Annotated in this window: 14 protein-coding genes; 12 read left to right on the forward strand and 2 right to left on the reverse strand. The window is 71.8% G+C overall.

Features of this window, described 5'->3' with window-relative positions:
* The first annotated feature begins 5 nt into the window (after window positions 1-5).
* The 8 genes from KIK09_RS09400 (at window position 6) to KIK09_RS09435 (ending at window position 8,918) form a co-directional block, all read left to right on the forward strand.
* Window positions 6-1,583, forward strand: coding sequence for an ABC transporter substrate-binding protein (locus tag KIK09_RS09400; RefSeq protein ID WP_214318340.1), 1,578 nt, complete (start codon window positions 6-8; stop codon window positions 1,581-1,583).
* Window positions 1,580-2,512: an ABC transporter permease gene (locus KIK09_RS09405; RefSeq protein ID WP_214318341.1), complete on the forward strand. Its 933-nt coding sequence runs from the start codon at window positions 1,580-1,582 to the stop codon at window positions 2,510-2,512. Before KIK09_RS09400 ends, KIK09_RS09405 begins: the two co-directional genes overlap by 4 nt.
* The gene (locus KIK09_RS09410; RefSeq protein ID WP_214318342.1) at window positions 2,509-3,312 is read left to right on the forward strand and encodes an ABC transporter permease; all 804 of its coding nucleotides are present in this window, start codon (window positions 2,509-2,511) and stop codon (window positions 3,310-3,312) included. Before KIK09_RS09405 ends, KIK09_RS09410 begins: the two co-directional genes overlap by 4 nt.
* Window positions 3,309-4,205, forward strand: coding sequence for an ABC transporter ATP-binding protein (locus KIK09_RS09415; protein ID WP_214318343.1), 897 nt, complete (start codon window positions 3,309-3,311; stop codon window positions 4,203-4,205). The genes KIK09_RS09410 and KIK09_RS09415 overlap by 4 nt, the downstream gene beginning before the upstream one ends.
* Window positions 4,198-4,977, forward strand: coding sequence for an ABC transporter ATP-binding protein (locus tag KIK09_RS09420; protein ID WP_214318344.1), 780 nt, complete (start codon window positions 4,198-4,200; stop codon window positions 4,975-4,977). Before KIK09_RS09415 ends, KIK09_RS09420 begins: the two co-directional genes overlap by 8 nt.
* Window positions 4,978-4,986: 9 nt before the next feature.
* Window positions 4,987-5,682 carry an urease subunit gamma gene (gene ureA / locus KIK09_RS09425; protein WP_214318345.1) on the forward strand — a complete coding sequence of 232 codons (696 nt, stop codon included), beginning with the start codon at window positions 4,987-4,989 and terminating at the stop codon, window positions 5,680-5,682.
* Window positions 5,679-7,334: an urease subunit alpha gene (locus KIK09_RS09430; protein WP_214318346.1), complete on the forward strand. Its 1,656-nt coding sequence runs from the start codon at window positions 5,679-5,681 to the stop codon at window positions 7,332-7,334. The genes ureA and KIK09_RS09430 overlap by 4 nt, the downstream gene beginning before the upstream one ends.
* Window positions 7,335-7,484: 150 nt before the next feature.
* Entirely contained in the window at window positions 7,485-8,918 is a 1,434-nt protein-coding gene (locus tag KIK09_RS09435; protein ID WP_214318347.1) for a serine/threonine-protein kinase, read from the forward strand.
* 147 nt (window positions 8,919-9,065) lie between these two features.
* Here KIK09_RS09435 and KIK09_RS09440 read toward each other — a convergent pair whose 3' ends face one another.
* Complete coding sequence (locus tag KIK09_RS09440) at window positions 9,066-10,265, reverse strand: RNA-guided endonuclease InsQ/TnpB family protein (protein WP_214318348.1); 1,200 nt, start codon at window positions 10,263-10,265, stop codon at window positions 9,066-9,068.
* Between the two features lie 22 nt (window positions 10,266-10,287).
* Here KIK09_RS09440 and tnpA point away from each other — a divergent pair, with 22 nt between their 5' ends.
* The 4 genes from tnpA to KIK09_RS09460 all read left to right on the forward strand — a co-directional run bounded on the left by tnpA (window position 10,288) and on the right by KIK09_RS09460 (window position 13,248).
* Entirely contained in the window at window positions 10,288-10,704 is a 417-nt protein-coding gene (gene tnpA / locus KIK09_RS09445) for an IS200/IS605 family transposase (RefSeq protein WP_214318349.1), read from the forward strand.
* Between the two features lie 278 nt (window positions 10,705-10,982).
* A complete protein-coding gene (locus KIK09_RS09450; protein ID WP_214318350.1) occupies window positions 10,983-12,260 on the forward strand; it encodes an alpha/beta hydrolase in 1,278 nt (425 codons plus the stop codon).
* Between the two features lie 8 nt (window positions 12,261-12,268).
* On the forward strand, window positions 12,269-12,772 hold the full coding sequence (locus KIK09_RS09455) for an RNA polymerase sigma factor (RefSeq protein WP_214318351.1): 504 nt from the start codon (window positions 12,269-12,271) through the stop codon (window positions 12,770-12,772).
* Window positions 12,769-13,248, forward strand: coding sequence for an SRPBCC family protein (locus KIK09_RS09460; protein WP_214318352.1), 480 nt, complete (start codon window positions 12,769-12,771; stop codon window positions 13,246-13,248). Before KIK09_RS09455 ends, KIK09_RS09460 begins: the two co-directional genes overlap by 4 nt.
* Here KIK09_RS09460 and KIK09_RS09465 read toward each other — a convergent pair.
* Window positions 13,220-15,127, reverse strand: coding sequence for a fumarylacetoacetate hydrolase family protein (locus tag KIK09_RS09465; RefSeq protein WP_214318353.1), 1,908 nt, complete (start codon window positions 15,125-15,127; stop codon window positions 13,220-13,222). The two genes, KIK09_RS09460 and KIK09_RS09465, sit on opposite strands and share 29 nt — an antisense overlap.
* Window positions 15,128-15,130: the final 3 nt, after the last annotated feature.

Here is a 15,130-nt window from a genome sequence, read left to right on the forward strand (position 1 = left end):
CAGCCGTGCGCAGATACCTGGTCGTCCCGCTCGCCGTCCTGCTGACGGCCTGCGCCGGTACGGCGGCGCCGCCCACCCCCGCCTACACGCTGTCGGCGAGCACGCCACCGCCCAAGGGGGACATCGACTCCTTCACCTGGGCGATGTACGCCGAGCCGCCCACGCTCGACTACATCTACGCCTTCGACTACCCGCAGAACATGATCCTGTCCAACGTCTGCGAGAGCCTGATGCGCTGGACGCCGCAGCTCACGATGGAACCGGGTCTGGCCTCCGGCGTGTCGAACCCCGATCCCAAGACGTTCGTCTACACGATCCGGTCCGGCGTGCGCTTCCACCGCGGCGGCGAGATGACCGCCGACGACGTGGTCTACAGCCTGCGCCGCCAGCTCGATCCGGCCCTGGGCTCGTACTGGAACAAGGCGGTCGGCAACGTCCAGTCGGTCACCAAGACAGGACCGATGCAGGTCACCGTCAAGCTGAAGCGGCCCGACGCGCTGTTCCCGCAGTGGATGGCCACCTCGGCCGGCACCGTGGTGAGCGCCAGGTCCGCCAAGGCCATGGGCAAGGCGTTCGGCGCCGCCGACGGCGGGCTTGACTGCACCGGGCCGTTCAAGCTGGGCACCTGGACCAAGGGCGAGTCGATCGAGGTGGACCGCTTCGACGGCTACTGGGGCAGGCGGGCCAGGTCAGGCAAGGTGATCTTCCGGTTCGTGCCCGACCTCAACGCCAGGACCACCACCATGGTCACCGGCGAGGCCGACGGCGGCTACCTGATCACGCCCGACAGCTACGCCAGGCTGCAGTCCAGCGGTAAGGGCAGGCTCTACTTCGGCAAGAGCCTGACGACGATCAACCTGAGCGTGACCAACCTCAAGGGCGCCATCGGCGACATCCGGGTCCGCAAGGCGCTCATGCTGGCCCTGGACCGGCAGGGCTTCATGAAGACCGGCCTGGCCGGGATCGGCTCGCTGTCGGCCGCCCCCGCGCCCCGCGACGCCTGGCAGGGCGCCACTCCCGGCGTCACGACGCCCGTCGCGCCGGACCTCGCCAAGGCCAAGCAGCTGATCAAGGAGGCGGGCGCCACCGGCAAGAAGGTCGTCGTGGCCACCAGCCCGATCGGGCCCGACGTGTCGCTGCTGGCCACCGCCGTCCAGGCGGCGGGCACCCAGATCGGCCTGCGCGTGGAGCTGAAGACCATCGCGCCCGACGCCTACACCGCGCTGTTCTCCGATCCGCAGGCGCGCGCGGCGGTGGACCTGTTCCCCAACACCTACTACCTGTCCGTCACCGACCCGCTGGCCGGATACGCGCTGTTCCGCACCGGCGACTTCGAGAACTACACCGGGTTCAGCGACCCCGCCTACGACAAGCTGGTCGACCGGGCGCTGGCCGAGTACGACCCGGCCAAGCGGGCCGCGCTGACCGCCGAGCTGGAGCGCAAGGAGGTCGACCAGGCCCTGTGGATCCCGGTGGCCGAATGGCCCACCACCATGTTCCTCGGCAACCGGATCACCGGCGCGCCGACCACGATCTCCTACATGTACTACCCGTGGGCGGCCGACGTGGGTGCGGCGGGATGAGGCTCCTGCTGCGGCGCCTGGCCTGGCTGGCGGGGACCCTGCTGGCGGCCTCGTTCCTGGTGTTCGGCGCGATCTACCTGGCTCCGGGCAGGCCGGAGACGCTGCTGCTCGGCGGGCGGGCGGCCAGCCCAGAGGCGCTGGCCGCCATCCGCGCCCGCTACCACCTGGACGATCCGTTCCTGCTGCAGTACGCCAAGTGGCTGGGCCGGGTGCTGACCGGCGACCTGGGCCAGTCCACGCAGTACCGCAGCCCGGTGCTCGGCCTGATCGAGGCGCGCCTGCCCACCACCCTGCTGCTGATCGCGATGGCCGCCGCGCTGGTCGTCGTGCTCGGGGTGGCGCTCGGCTGCGTCAGCGCGGTCCGCGGCGGCGGCGTCGACTCCACCGTGCTGGTCGTGACGACCGTCGCGCTGGGCACGCCGTCGTTCGTCGCGGCGATCGTGCTGCTGTGGCTGTTCTCCGTGCGGCTCGGCTGGTTCCCGACCATCGGCAGCGGGCGGGGCCTGGGCGACATGCTCTACCACCTGACCCTGCCAGCCGTCGCGCTGTCGCTGTACTGGACCGGTGTGCTGGCCCGGGTGACCAGGTCGTCGATGCTGGACGAGCTCGGGCGCGACCATGTCGAGGTGGCCCGCGCCCGCGGCGTCCGCGAGCGCACGGTGATCCGCAGGCACGTGCTGCGCAACGCGCTCGGCCCGATCGTCACGATGAGCGGCCTGACCGTCTCAGGGCTGGTGATCAGCACCGTACTGGTGGAGTCCGCCTTCGGCCTGGGCGGGCTGGGCGAGTTCCTGGCCCGCTCGGTGGCGGTCAAGGACTTCCCCGTCGTGCAGGCCGTCAGCCTGCTCGTCGTGGGGCTGTTCGTGCTGGTCAACCTGATCGTCGACCTGCTGTACCCGCTGATCGACCCTCGGGTGAGGCCCTCATGAGGACGCTCAACGTGGTCTGCCTGACGATCGCCTGTCTCGTGGTCGCCGTCGCCGTCGCCGCTCCGTGGCTGGCGCCCGCCGATCCCAACGCCACCGACCTGGGGGCCGCGCTGTCCGACCCGTCGCCCGCCCACCTGCTCGGCGTGGACGGCTCCGGCCGCGACACCCTGTCACGGCTGCTGCTCGGCGCGCGCACCTCGCTGCTCGGGCCGCTCGGCGTGGTCGCCTGCTCCACGGTGCTCGGCCTGGCCGTCGGGGTGACCGCCGGCTGGCGCGGCGGCTGGCTCGACTCGCTGCTCTCGCGCAGCGGCGAGCTGCTGCTGGCCTTTCCAGGCCTGCTGCTGGCCATCCTGTTCGTCGCCCTGTACGGCGAGGGCCTGGCCGCCCCGGTCATCGCCCTTTCCCTGGCGTACGCGCCGTTCGTCAGCCGCCTGGCCCGCAGCCTCACGGTGAGCGAGCGGCAGCGGCCCTACCTGGCGGCCTACCGGGTCCAGGGGTTCTCCGGGCTGGCGATCTGCCTGCGCCACCTGATCCCGAACATCGCCCCTGTCGTGCTGGCGCAGTCCACGGTCAACTTCGGCTACGCGCTGCTCGACCTGGCGGCGCTGTCGTACCTCGGCCTGGGCGTGCCGCCGCTGACGCCGGACTGGGGGGCCATGGTCAACGCGGGGCAGACCGCCCTGCTGCAGGGCAGGCCGCTGTCGGCCATCCTGCCGTGCGTCGCGATCGTGCTGACCGTGGTCGCCTTCAACGTCGTCGGCGAGCACTGGGCCGACCGGGTCGCCAGGAGGCGGTCGTGAACGTCCTGGAGATCGAGGGCCTCACCCTGCGCCTGCCCCGTACGGCACGCCCCGTCCTGGACGGGGTGGACCTGACCGTCGGCGCCGCCGAGATCGTGGCGCTGGTCGGCGAGTCGGGATCGGGCAAGTCGCTCACCCTGCGGACCGCGCTCGGGCTGCTGCCGCGCGGGGCCGTCGCGGGCGGCTCGGTACGGGTGACCGGCGACGACGTGCTGGCCATGCCGCCCGCCCGGCTGCGCGACCTGCGCTCCCACACGGTTTCGATGATCTTCCAGGATCCGCGGGCGGGCATCAACCCGGTGCGGCGGCTGGGCGACTTCCTCACCGAGGGCGGGCCGGTGGAGCGGGCCAGGGAGATGCTCTCGGCCGTCGGGCTGACCGAGCGCGTGCTGCGCCAGTATCCGCACGAGCTGTCCGGCGGCATGCTGCAGCGCGTCATGATCGCCGCCGCGCTGATGGGCGATCCCCGGCTGCTGCTGTGCGACGAGCCGACCACCGCGCTCGACGTCACCATCCAGGCCGAGATCGTGGCCCTGCTCGCCGAGGTGCGCGGCCGGTTCGGCACCGGGATGCTCTTCGTCACCCACGACCTGGAGCTGGCCGCCGCCATCAGCGACCGCGTCGCGGTCATGTACGCCGGGCGGATCGTCGAGCACGGCCAGGCCGAGACGCTGTTCGCCGCTCCACGCCATCCCTACACGGCCGCGCTGCTCGCCGCCACGCCGCGGGTGGACCTGCCGGACCAGCTGCCCGCCGCGATCCAGGGGCAGCCGCCCGGACTGGACCGCGAGCTGCCCGGCTGCCCGTTCGCCGACCGGTGCCCGCGGGTGATCGAACGCTGCCGCACCGAACGGCCGCACCTGCTCGAGGGGGTCGCCTGCCACCATGGATGAAGTCCTCAACGTGGAAGGCCTGGTCAAGTCCTACGGGACCGTTCGCGCCGTCGACGGCGTGTCCTTCACGCTGGCCCGCGGCCGGTCGCTGGGCGTGGTGGGCGAGTCGGGCTCCGGCAAGACCACCACCGCCCGCATCATCGTCGGCCTGGAACGTGCCGACGCCGGCCGGGTGACCGTCGAAGGACGCGACCGCGCCACGGCACGGCTGCGGCGGGCCCGCGAGGTGCAGATGGTGTTCCAGGACCCGTTCCTGTCCCTGGATCCCCGGATCCCGGTCGGCTCCGCGCTGCGCGAGACCCTCCGGCTGCACTTCCCCCGGCGCGACCACCGGGCCCGCGTCGCCGAGCTGCTCGACCTGGTCGGGCTGGGCGAGCGGGCCGCGGCCGCGCTGCCCCGCGAGCTGTCCGGCGGGCAGCGGCAGCGGGTGGCCATCGCCCGCGCCCTGGCCGTCGAACCCGCGGTGCTCGTGCTCGACGAGGCGGTCGCCGCGCTCGACGTGTCGGTGCAGGCGCAGATCCTGTCCCTGCTGGCCGCGATCCGCGCCGAGACCGGCATCGGATACCTGTTCATCACCCACGACCTGGGCGTCGTCCGCGCCGTCACCGACGACCTCGTCGTCATGCGGCACGGCGCCGTCGTCGAACGCGGGCCCACCGGCAAGGTGCTGACCTCGCCCGAACACCCCTACACCCGGCTGCTGCTCGACTCGGTGCCCCGGCCAGGCTGGGACCCGGGCCGTATCGCCGCAGCTCGCCGTACTCTCACCTAGGAAGAACAGATGCGTCTGACCCCGACAGAGCAGGACCGGCTGCTGCTGTTCACCGCCGCGCAGCTGGCCAGGGCCCGGCTGGCGCGCGGGCTGCGCCTGAACGTGCCCGAGGCCACCGCGGTCGTCGCCGACACCGTGTGCGAGGCCGCCAGGGACGGCGCCCGGCTGGCCGAGGCGATCGCCGCAGGCCGGGCCGTGCTCGGCGCCGCGGACGTGCTGCCCGGGGTGGCGGACATCGTCACCGAGGTGCAGGTGGAGGCGGTGTTCGACGACGGGACGCGGCTGGCCGTGGTGACCGATCCGATCGGCTCCGGCTCGCTCGGCCAGGACGCGCCGGGGGCGGTCGTTCCCCTTTCTGATGAGGAGCACGTGCCTGAGGCGGTGGCGACCGTGCGGGTCACCAACACCGCGACCGTGCCCGTCAGCGTCACCTCGCACTTCCACTTCTTCGAGGTCAACCCGCGCCTGCGCTTCGACAGGGCGGCCGCCTACGGGCTGCGCGCCGCCATCCCGGCCGGGTCCACCATGCGCTTCGACCCGGGCGCCGTCGTCGACGTGCCGCTCGCCCCGATCGGCGGCGGGCGCGTGGCCATCGGGTTCGCCGGGCTGGTCGACGGCCCGCTCGACGCGCCAGGAGCCCGCGAACGGGCGCTGCACCGCGCCCGCGAGTGCGGCTATCTGGACTCCGAGGAGAGCACCTCATGACCTACGCCGCCGTTCACGGCCCCACCACAGGCGACCTGGTACGGCTGGGCGACTCCGGGCTCGTGGTCCGGGTCGAGCACGACGCCCAGCGGCCCGGGGACGAGTTCCTGACCGGGTTCGGCAAGACCGCGCGCGACGGGCTGCACCTCAAGGCCGCCTCCGTCCGCGAGACCTGCGACCTGGTCGTCAGCAACGTGCTGGTGATCGACGCCGTGCTCGGGATCCACAAGGTCTCCATCGGCATCAGGAACGGCCGGATCAGCGCGATCGGCCGGGCCGGCAACCCCGACACCCTCGACGGCGTGGACGTGGTGGTCGGCACCGGCACCACGATCGTCTCCGGTGAAGGGCTCATCGCCACCGCCGGCGCGATCGACACCCACGTGCACCTGATGTCGCCCCGGATCATGGAGGCGTCCCTGGCCTCCGGCGTCACCACGATCATCGGGCAGGAGTTCGGGCCCGTGTGGGGCGTCGGGGTGAACTCGCCGTGGGCGCTCAGGCACGCCTTCGACGCCTTCGACGCCTGGCCCGTGAACGTCGGGTTCCTGGCCCGCGGCTCGTCCTCCGAGCCCGCGCCGCTGGTCGAGGCGCTGGCCGAGGGCGGCGCCTGCGGGTTCAAGGTGCACGAGGACCTGGGCGCCCACACCCGCGCCCTGGACACTGCGCTGAACGTGGCCGAGGAGTACGACGTGCAGGTCGCCCTGCACACCGACGGGCTCAACGAGTGCCTGTCGGTCTCCGACACCCTGGCCGTGCTTGACGGGCGGACCATCCACGCCTTCCACATCGAAGGATGCGGCGGCGGGCACGTGCCCGACGTGCTGCGGATGGCGGGCGTGCCGTACGTCATCGGGTCGTCGACCAACCCGACGCTGCCCTTCGGGCGGGACGCGCTGGACGAGCACTTCGGGATGATCGTCTCGGCGCACGGGCTCAAGGTCGACCTGCCCGGTGACGCCGCGATCGCCCGCGACCGGATCAGGGCCGGGACCATGGGCGCCGAGGACGTCCTGCACGACCTGGGCGTCATCCCCATCACCTCCTCCGACGCGCAGGGCATGGGGCGGGCAGGGGAGACCGTGCGGCGGACCCTGGCGATGGCCGCCAAGATGAAGGGCGAGCGGGGCGCCGAGGGTGCCGACGACAACGTGCGGGTGCTGCGCTACATCGCCAAGCTGACCATCAACCCGGCGATCGCGCACGGGCTCGCGCACGAGGTCGGCTCTCTGGAGGTCGGCAAGCTGGCCGACATCGTGCTGTGGCGGCCCGCCTTCTTCGGGACCAAGCCGCAGCTCGTGCTGAAGGCCGGGTTCCCCGCCTACGGCGTGACCGGCGATCCCAACGCCTCGACCGACGCGTGCGAGCCGCTCGTCCTGGGCCGCCAGTTCGGCGCCTACGGCGCCACCGCGGCCGACCTGTCGGTCGCCTTCGTCAGCCAGGCCGCGGCGGCCTCGGGCAACCTGCGCACGCGCCGCCGCGCGGTCGGCATCCGCAACACGCGCGGCATCGGCGGCGCGGCGATGGTCCGCAACACCCGCACCGGCGAGGTCCGCGTCGACGCCGCCACCGGCAGGGTCACCCTCGACGACCGCCCCCTCTCCTCCCCACCCGCCCAGACCGTCACCCTCAACCGCCTCTACTTCCTGTAGAAATCGTCCTCTCCCAGCCCCGGAGCGTCTCGTGGTCGGGCTCCGGGGCCCGATAGTGGTACGCCGCCAAGACGAGCTCTTCCCGAGGCGCTGATGGGGATCCCTGCCGAACAGGCCACCGGGGCGCGAAATGGGTCATAAGGTCGTCACGTGCATCAACTGGCGACCGAGGACCCCCGGCGGCTCGGTGACTACGTGGTGACCGGTGTGCTCGGGCGGGGCGGGCAGGGGTCGGTCTACCTGGGGGAAGGCAGCGGCGGCAGGGTCGCGATCAAGGTGCTGCACACCGCCGACCCGCAGGCTCACCGGCGGTTCCTGCGGGAGGCCGACGCGGCGCGGCGGGTGGCGGCCTTCTGCACGGCCAGGGTGCTGGACGTGGGCGTGCGGGACGGCAGGCCGTACATCATCAGCGAGCACATCCCTGGGCCGTCGCTCGACCTGCTGGTGAAGAACGAGGGGCCGCGCTCGGGGAGCGGGCTGGAGCGGCTGGCGGTGGCGACGCTGACCGCGCTGGCGGCGATCCACCGGGCCGGGGTCGTGCACCGGGACTTCAAGCCGACCAACGTGATCATGGGGCCCGAAGGGCCTGTGGTGATCGACTTCGGGATCGCCAGGGCGCTCGAACACACGGCGACCAGCACGGTGATGGGCACGCCGGCGTACATGGCGCCCGAGCAGTTCGAGGGCGGCACCGTGACGGCCGCGGCCGACATGTTCAGCTGGGCCAGCGCGATGGTCTTCGCCTCGACCGGGAGGCAGGCGTTCCGCGGCGAGACGATGCCCGCGCTCATGCACGCCATCCTCACCAACGAACCCGACCTGGCGGGCGTGCCGGAGAACCTCCGCCCGCTGCTCGCCGCCTGCCTGACCAAGAACCCGGCCGCCCGCCCGACCGCCGCCGACCTGCTCGCCACGATGACGGGAGACGTTCCTCAGACGCAGACCCGGCGGCTGCCGGAGCCGGCCACGGGACCCGTGAAGCCGCGGCAGAACCCCGTGACCACCGTGACCACCGTGGCCGCGGGGGTCGGGCTGGTGTTCGCCGTCCTGGCGGGGATCATCGCGCTGGTACAGACGGGCGCGAACCTCATGTTCCACTACAGCTGGCCGCAGTCCAGCGCCTGGGGCGCGACGCAGCTCCTACGCGACGCGGTCCTCGCCGTCGCCGCCCCCGCCCTCATCACCGCCCTGTGGCCGGTACGGCGGCCCGCGGCGATCACCATGGCGCTCCTCGCTCCCCCGGCCCTGGCCTACCTGGCCTGGGACTGGCTGGACCTCTCGCTTCGGATCGGCATCCCCGCCCTGGCCCTGGCAGGCCTGGTGATCTTCGTGGCCGGGATCCTGACCTGGCAGGCCGGCAAGGCCGCCTCCGCCGTGGGAGCCGTGGCGGGCGCGCTGGTGGGCCTGGACGCCGTGCTCTGGGCGGTGGAGAGGTCAGGCGGGTTCCGGTTCGACACGCCGAGAGGGATCGTCGACAACGCGAGCCGCGTGATGGTCGCCGCCTGGCTGATCACCCTGGCTGTCACGCTGCTGCGGCAGGCCGTACTCGCCAGAGGAGGTGGCCGGTCAAGGCCAGGAGGCTGAAAGACGCACCGAGCAGGCAGACGGCGCCCCAGCCCGCAGCCGCGTACAGGGCGGTGGAGGCCACGGCGCCGATGGCGCTGCCGGAGTAGAACATCATTTGACGCGCTCCCCGGCCTGAAGGCCGGGGATTCTGGCCTGTGCCGCTGTTCACGCGGCGGCACTTCCTCGGCTTCCTGTTTCGTCGGGCTGTGCCGGGCGTGTGTCCGGTCTTACCGGCCCTCCGCAGGCGTTTAGTCTCTCCGCCCGTCCGGCGGCGAGAATGTTGATCGCGGCGTTGACGTCCCGGTCATGGGCCGCGCCGCAGGCACACACCCAGTCCCGGACGTGGAGCGGCATGGCCACGGCTACGGCCCCGCACTCCGAGCACAGTTTGGACGACGGGAACCACCTGCTGACTTTGGCGAAGGTCCGCCCGTAAAGTTTCGCCTTGTACTCCAGCATGCCGACGAAGGATGACCATCCGGCGTCGTGCACGCTCTTGGCCAGCCTGGTACGCGCCAGTCCCTTGACCGCCAGGTCTTCCACGTACACCGCTTGGTTCTCGCGGATGATCTGCGTGGAGAGCCGGTGGTGGAACTCGCGGCGGGCGTCGGCGACCTTACCGTGCTGGCGAGCGACCTTGAGCCGGGCCTTGGCCCGGTTGTTCGATCCCTTCTCCTTACGCGATAGGGCGCGTTGAAGCTTCCTGAGCTTCTTCTGCGCCCGGCGCAGGAATCGGGGCGAGGCGACCTTCCGGCCGTCGGCGAGCACAGCGAAGTGACCAAGTCCCAGGTCGATACCGGTCTCGGCCTCCGCCGCCGGGAGTGGCTGCCCGGCGACCTCTACCACGAACGAGGCGAAGTATCGGTCACCGGCATCCTTGATGACCGTGACCGAGGACGGTTGCGCGGGCAGGTCCCGCGACCAGCGCACGGCCACATCGCCGATCTTCGGCAGCCGCAGTTGTCCGCTGCGGGTGATCGAGAACCGGGCGTTCTTGGTGAATCTGATCGCCTGCCGGTTGTCCTTGCGGGACCTGTACCGGGGCGGGGCGATCTTCGGGCCTTTCCGTGTGCCGGACACCGAGGTGAAGAAGTTGCGGAACGCGGTCGTGCAGTCCGCGAGGGCTTGTTGGAGCACGACCGCCGACACCTCGCCCAGCCAAGCCCGTTCCGGGGTCGTCTTGGCCTGGGTGATGATCTGGCGGGATAGTTCGGCGTCGTTAACGAACGGCAGCCCCGCCGCGTGGGCGTCGTTGCGCAGGCGCAGCGCGTCGTTGAACACCACGCGGGCGCACCCGAACGCCCGCGCCAGTGCGATTTGCTGGCCGGGTGTCGGGTCGATCCGGAAGGAGTACCGCAACTGCACGGGATCATCCTACGGTTGGTTTATGGCCCAGTACCGCGATATCAGAACCGGCAGGCATTGTGTTTTCGTCCTCCACGCCCATTTGGTGTTCGTGACGAAGTTCCGGCACAAGGTATTCACCGACACCCACCTGAACCGCCTGGAAGAGATCATGAGATCGGTGTGCGCCGACTTCGAGACCACCCTGGCCGAGTTCAACGGTGAGGCCAACCATGTCCACCTGCTGGTCAGCTTCCCTCCCAAAATCGCTGTGTCCAAGCTGGTCAACTCGTTGAAGGGGGTCTCCTCCCGCCGCATGCGCCAGGAGTTCCCCGAACTGGCCGCCCACTACTACCGGGCCAACAAGCTCTGGTCGGGCTCCTACTTCGCCGGGAGTGTCGGTGGCGCACCGTTGTCGATCGTGCGCCAGTACATCGAGCAGCAGAACCGGCCTGTCTGAGCTGGGTGTACGCCGGTTCGCCTGGCGGCGAATCGGCTGTTCCTGCCCCGCTACGCGGGACGGCCCGCTTCACCCCGGTCTGAAGGCCGGGGCACTGCGGGCATTTCCGGTAGCTGCCGATGATGCGACTGCCCGCTGGCCCCGTTGCGAACGCACGCGAAGGACGGCCGCCCCGTCGACCCCGACGACACCGTCGTGATCAAGGTGGATGTGAGCTGAATCACAGGAACCTCTGGGCGTCCCGGGTGCTCTTCCTGGCGTCACAAGGGAGGTTCCTGATGAACAAGAAGCTGCTCGCCGCCGCAATCGCCGGGGTGCTGGCTTTCGGGGTCGCACCGGCGGCCCACGCCGCGGGGACGGCCGAGCCGTACGTCTCGATCGGCGACGCGCACGTGCTGAAGGTGGGCGATCCCGCGGCCAGGAGGGTGGTGGTGCTGGTCTCGGGCTGGTACGGCGCGGCCAACGGGTTCCGCGAGCTGGCCAGGGATCTGGCGGCCAGGACGCCGGGCACGCAGGTGTGGGCGGTGGACCGCAGGGAGCAGCGGCTGGCCGACTTCACCGGGTTCCGGACCAAGGACCCGGCCACCTACTACCTGGACGGCCGCTACCAAAGCCCGAAAAATCCGGAAAAGGGACCGGGGCTGCGCGAGACGCTGGACGACCTGCGCACGGTGGTGTTGAAGGCCTCCGATCATGGCAGGCGGCAGGTCGTGCTCGGCGGGCACTCGTGGGGCGCGACGACCGCCCTGGCCTACGCCGCGTGGGACTTCCACGGCAGGCCCGGCTATCGGGACCTGGACGGGCTGGTGCTGATCGACGGCGGCGTGCACGGCGCGTTCGCGGGCGAGGGCGGCGAGATCCACAACTCCCCCGAGGAGATCAAGGCCCGCCTGGCCGAGCTGGACCAGGGCGAGCCGTTCGAGACCCTCCTGTCGCTGGGCACCGGTCTGGGCGCCAAGCCCGAGTCGGCGGCCATCTGGTACCAGCTGATCGCCTGGTACGCCCACCACGCCCCGCACGAGCCGTCGGTACTGGTGAACAGGCTCCCCGAGAAGCTGCGCCCGCCGCGCCCGGTGACGAACGCGGGCCTGCTCGGCTGGCTGGTCCAGGCGGCGCCCGGCACCTCGCCCGCGCTGGCCGTGGTGTCCGGGCGGCTGGGCGAGGACGGCGACTGGATCGACGACGGGATGACCCCGCTGTCGCGGGTCGCGGAGGCGATGGCGGGTCCGAAGCCGGGCACGTTCGAGTGGTACTGGCCCAAGCGGCTCACCATCGATCTGGACGCCGTCGACCCGTACGCCGACACCGAGTCCGCCAAGCTGCTGGACCTGCGGCTGTGGCACGCGCGCGAGGTGAACGTGCCGCTGTACGCCTTCGAGACCGGGCTCGACAAGGGCACCGAGCTGACGGCGGCCCGCTGGGTGGTCGAGCACTCGCGGATCAAGCGCGCCACCTACGCCGGTGACAGGACGATGAACCACCTGGACCCGCTGTTCGCCGCGCCGGACCGCAACGAGCTGACCCGGACGCTGGTCCCGTTCCTGCGCGATCTCTAATGGTCTACGTGACAGCCGATCCGGACGTCGCCACGCTGGTGCACAGCGCCCAGCGTGGCGACGCGCTGGCCATGCAGGAGCTGCTCGCCGTGCTGGCCCCCTACGTGGGGCGGCTGGCGGGCCCGATCGCGCTGGACGACGGGCAGGACGCCGCCCAGGAGGCGCTGATCGCCATCTTCACCAACCTCAAGCAGCTCAAGGAGCCCGCGGCGCTGTTCGGCTGGGCGCGGGCGATCACCGTGCGGGAGGCCGTGAAGGTGGCGCGCAAGGCGGGCCGGGCCAGGCCCGCCGAGCTGCACGAGGTGCCCGACCGCGGCGATCCGCAGCTGTCGGCCGACGTGCGCGACGTGCTCGAACGCCTCTCGCCCGAGCACCGCTGCGTGCTGGTGCTGCGCGAGCTGGAGGGGCTGGACGAGGAGACCATCGGCGCGCTGCTGGCGGTGCCCGCGGGCACCGTGAAGTCCCGGCTGTTCCGGGCCCGGCGGCGCTTCAGGAAGGAGTGGGAACGATGACGTGGCCGATCGCCGAGGTCGACAACGTCGCCCGGCTGCGCGTCCTGGCGGCGGCCCAGCCCAGCGCGCTGTTCGTGGAGGAGGTGGTGGACGCCCCCTTCGACGCGGTGTGGGCGGTGGCCGCCGACCTGGAGCGAGAGCTGCCCGAGCTGCTGCCGGACGTGCGCTCGCTCCAGATCACCAAGGAGCACGGCGAGCGCCTGGAGGCCCGCGCGCGCGGGTACGTCGGCCTGCGTGCCCGCTTCGACATCGTGCTGAGCCCCGGCTGGTGCGTCATGCAGAGCCGGTTCCTGCTCGGCGGGATGGCCGCCGTGCCGCAGGGGGATCGCACGCGGTTCGCCTTCCTCGGCGCCTTCCGGTTTCCCGGGATGAGGATCCTGGGTCCGATGATGGAGCCGCTGGTCGGTGCTTACGCGCCGAAGGTGGTGGACAGGCTGCGTGCCCGCGTCAGTGGCGGGCCGCCCACTCGGCCATGAGCGCCATCAGGGCGATCCGGTCGACCGCGGGCTGTGCGGGGTCCAGCTCCCGGTAACGCTGGTAGACGTTGACCACCACGCGCTCGGCGTCCAGCCAGGCGGCGTACTCGCCGAGGTCGATGCCGAAGGCCGCCTCCTTGAAGTCCAGCCCCTTGGCGTGCGCCGCCTCGGCCTGCTCGCTGACGTGGGCCAGGTAGCCGCGCACGTCGCGGATGCCGTCCTGGCCGGTGACGGGCCCGTGCCCGGGCACGACCACGGCCGGGTCCAGCGCCAGCATGCGGTCGCAGGCCTCGAGCCAGCCGGCGATCGGTCCCGCCCAGACGATCGGGGTGCACCCGATGAACAGCAGGTCCCCGGCGAAAAGCACCCCGGCATCGGGCACGTGCACCACCGAGTCGGCCTCGGTGTGCGCGGGCCCCAGGTCGAGTACGCGCACCTCGCGGCCGCCGACGTCCAGCGTGAGCCGTCCCCGGAAGGTCTGGTCGGGGGTGCGCAGGCGGATGCCGCTGAAGTCGAAGGGGGCGAAGCGCTCGCGCAGGTAGGGCGACATGACCGGTCCCAGGTCGGCCACCTGCAGCATCCGGGTCATCTCCGGCGGGATCTCGGTGCGCATCTCGTGCGCGGTGCCCTCGGCGGCCACCACCCGCACGTCCTCGCCCAGCAGCTGGCCGCCGTGGGTGTGGTCGCCGTTGGCGTGGGTGAGGACGGCGTGCGTGAGCGGGTCCGCCCCGGTGATGCCGCTCATCGCGGCCAGCATCTCGGCGGTGAGCGGCAGGTCGTAGAGCGTGTCGACCAGCAGCGACGCACCGCCGCCCGCGACCAGCCCGGCGTTGCTCAGCCCGTAGCCGCCGTCGGGCAGCAGCCACGCCCACACCCGGTCGCCGACCTCGTGCAGTCCCCGGGTGTACGGCACGGCGGCCCGTGCCCGGTTCACCCGCTCAGCCCGGGGCTTGGCGCCGGGGCGCGGGCGGGGTTCGAGCCGCAGGGGCGGGGCGGAAGCGCGTACGGCCTGCCGTATCTCGCCCAGGCCCGTCACGCCGAGCGTGACGACGTCGCCGTCGTGCAGCCACCCGGGGAAGTGCGACGGGTCGGCGAGGTCGAGGTGCTCGATGAGGCAGCAGCCGGGCACGGTGCCGGAGGCGATGACGTCGCCGGGACGCAGGTCGACGCCGCGCGAGGCGTAGGAGATGACCTCGCCGAAGGACCAGTCCATGGCGGCGGTGCTGCCGGAGCCGATGAGCCGGCCGTTCACCTTGGCCTCGACCCGCAGCGGCAGCTCCAGCTCGTCGGGCGTGACCAGCCAGGGGCCGAGCGTGGTCGCGCAGTCCTTGCCCTTGGCCTGTCCGATCTTGAGCTGGCCTTCCAGTGCCTGCAGGTCGCGGGCGCTCCAGTCGCAGTAGATCATGTATCCGGCGATGTGCCGCTCGGCTTCCTCGGGGCTCAGGTCCCTGCCGCCCTCGCCGATGACGGCGGCGATCTCCAGCTCGAAGTCGAACCAGACGCTTCCGGGAGCGATGTGCACGTCGTCGTAGGGGCTGATGATCGAGGAGGGACCGGCGAAGTAGAAGGCGGGGATCTGGTACCAGACCTCGTCCAGCTCGCCCGTGCCTCCGGCGGCGCGCAGGCAGTTGCGCATGTGGTCCAGGAAGCACAGGCAGTCGCGCATGGACGGCGGCTCGGGGAGCGGGGCGCGCAGCGTGGCCGCGGACAGGGGGACGGTCTCGGCGGGCTCGGCCAGGGCCCGCGCGCCCGCCTCGGCGAGCGTGCCGGACGACAGCAGGCCGAGCAGGGATTCACCGGCGGGCAGGGCGTGGATCCGGTCGCTGTTGAGGACTCCGACCCGGTCTCCGTCGACCGAGGCATAGGTGACCCAACGCATGAC

The sequence above is a fragment of the Nonomuraea sediminis genome, assembly GCF_018531495.1.
GTDB lineage: Bacteria > Actinomycetota > Actinomycetes > Streptosporangiales > Streptosporangiaceae > Nonomuraea > Nonomuraea sediminis.

What these genes read in the sequence shown, in the direction of transcription:
- KIK09_RS09405 (WP_214318341.1), top strand. Translation starts at nt 1,580, where the DNA reads ATGAGGCTCCTGCTGCGGCGCCTGGCCTGGCTGGCGGGGACCCTGCTG.
- KIK09_RS09410 (WP_214318342.1), top strand. Translation starts at nt 2,509, where the DNA reads ATGAGGACGCTCAACGTGGTCTGCCTGACGATCGCCTGTCTCGTGGTC.
- KIK09_RS09420 (WP_214318344.1), top strand. Translation starts at nt 4,198, where the DNA reads ATGGATGAAGTCCTCAACGTGGAAGGCCTGGTCAAGTCCTACGGGACC.
- ureA (WP_214318345.1), top strand. Translation starts at nt 4,987, where the DNA reads ATGCGTCTGACCCCGACAGAGCAGGACCGGCTGCTGCTGTTCACCGCC.
- KIK09_RS09430 (WP_214318346.1), top strand. Translation starts at nt 5,679, where the DNA reads ATGACCTACGCCGCCGTTCACGGCCCCACCACAGGCGACCTGGTACGG.
- tnpA (WP_214318349.1), top strand. Translation starts at nt 10,288, where the DNA reads ATGGCCCAGTACCGCGATATCAGAACCGGCAGGCATTGTGTTTTCGTC.
- KIK09_RS09450 (WP_214318350.1), top strand. Translation starts at nt 10,983, where the DNA reads ATGAACAAGAAGCTGCTCGCCGCCGCAATCGCCGGGGTGCTGGCTTTC.
- KIK09_RS09460 (WP_214318352.1), top strand. Translation starts at nt 12,769, where the DNA reads ATGACGTGGCCGATCGCCGAGGTCGACAACGTCGCCCGGCTGCGCGTC.
- KIK09_RS09465 (WP_214318353.1), bottom strand. Translation starts at nt 15,127, where the DNA reads ATGCGTTGGGTCACCTATGCCTCGGTCGACGGAGACCGGGTCGGAGTC.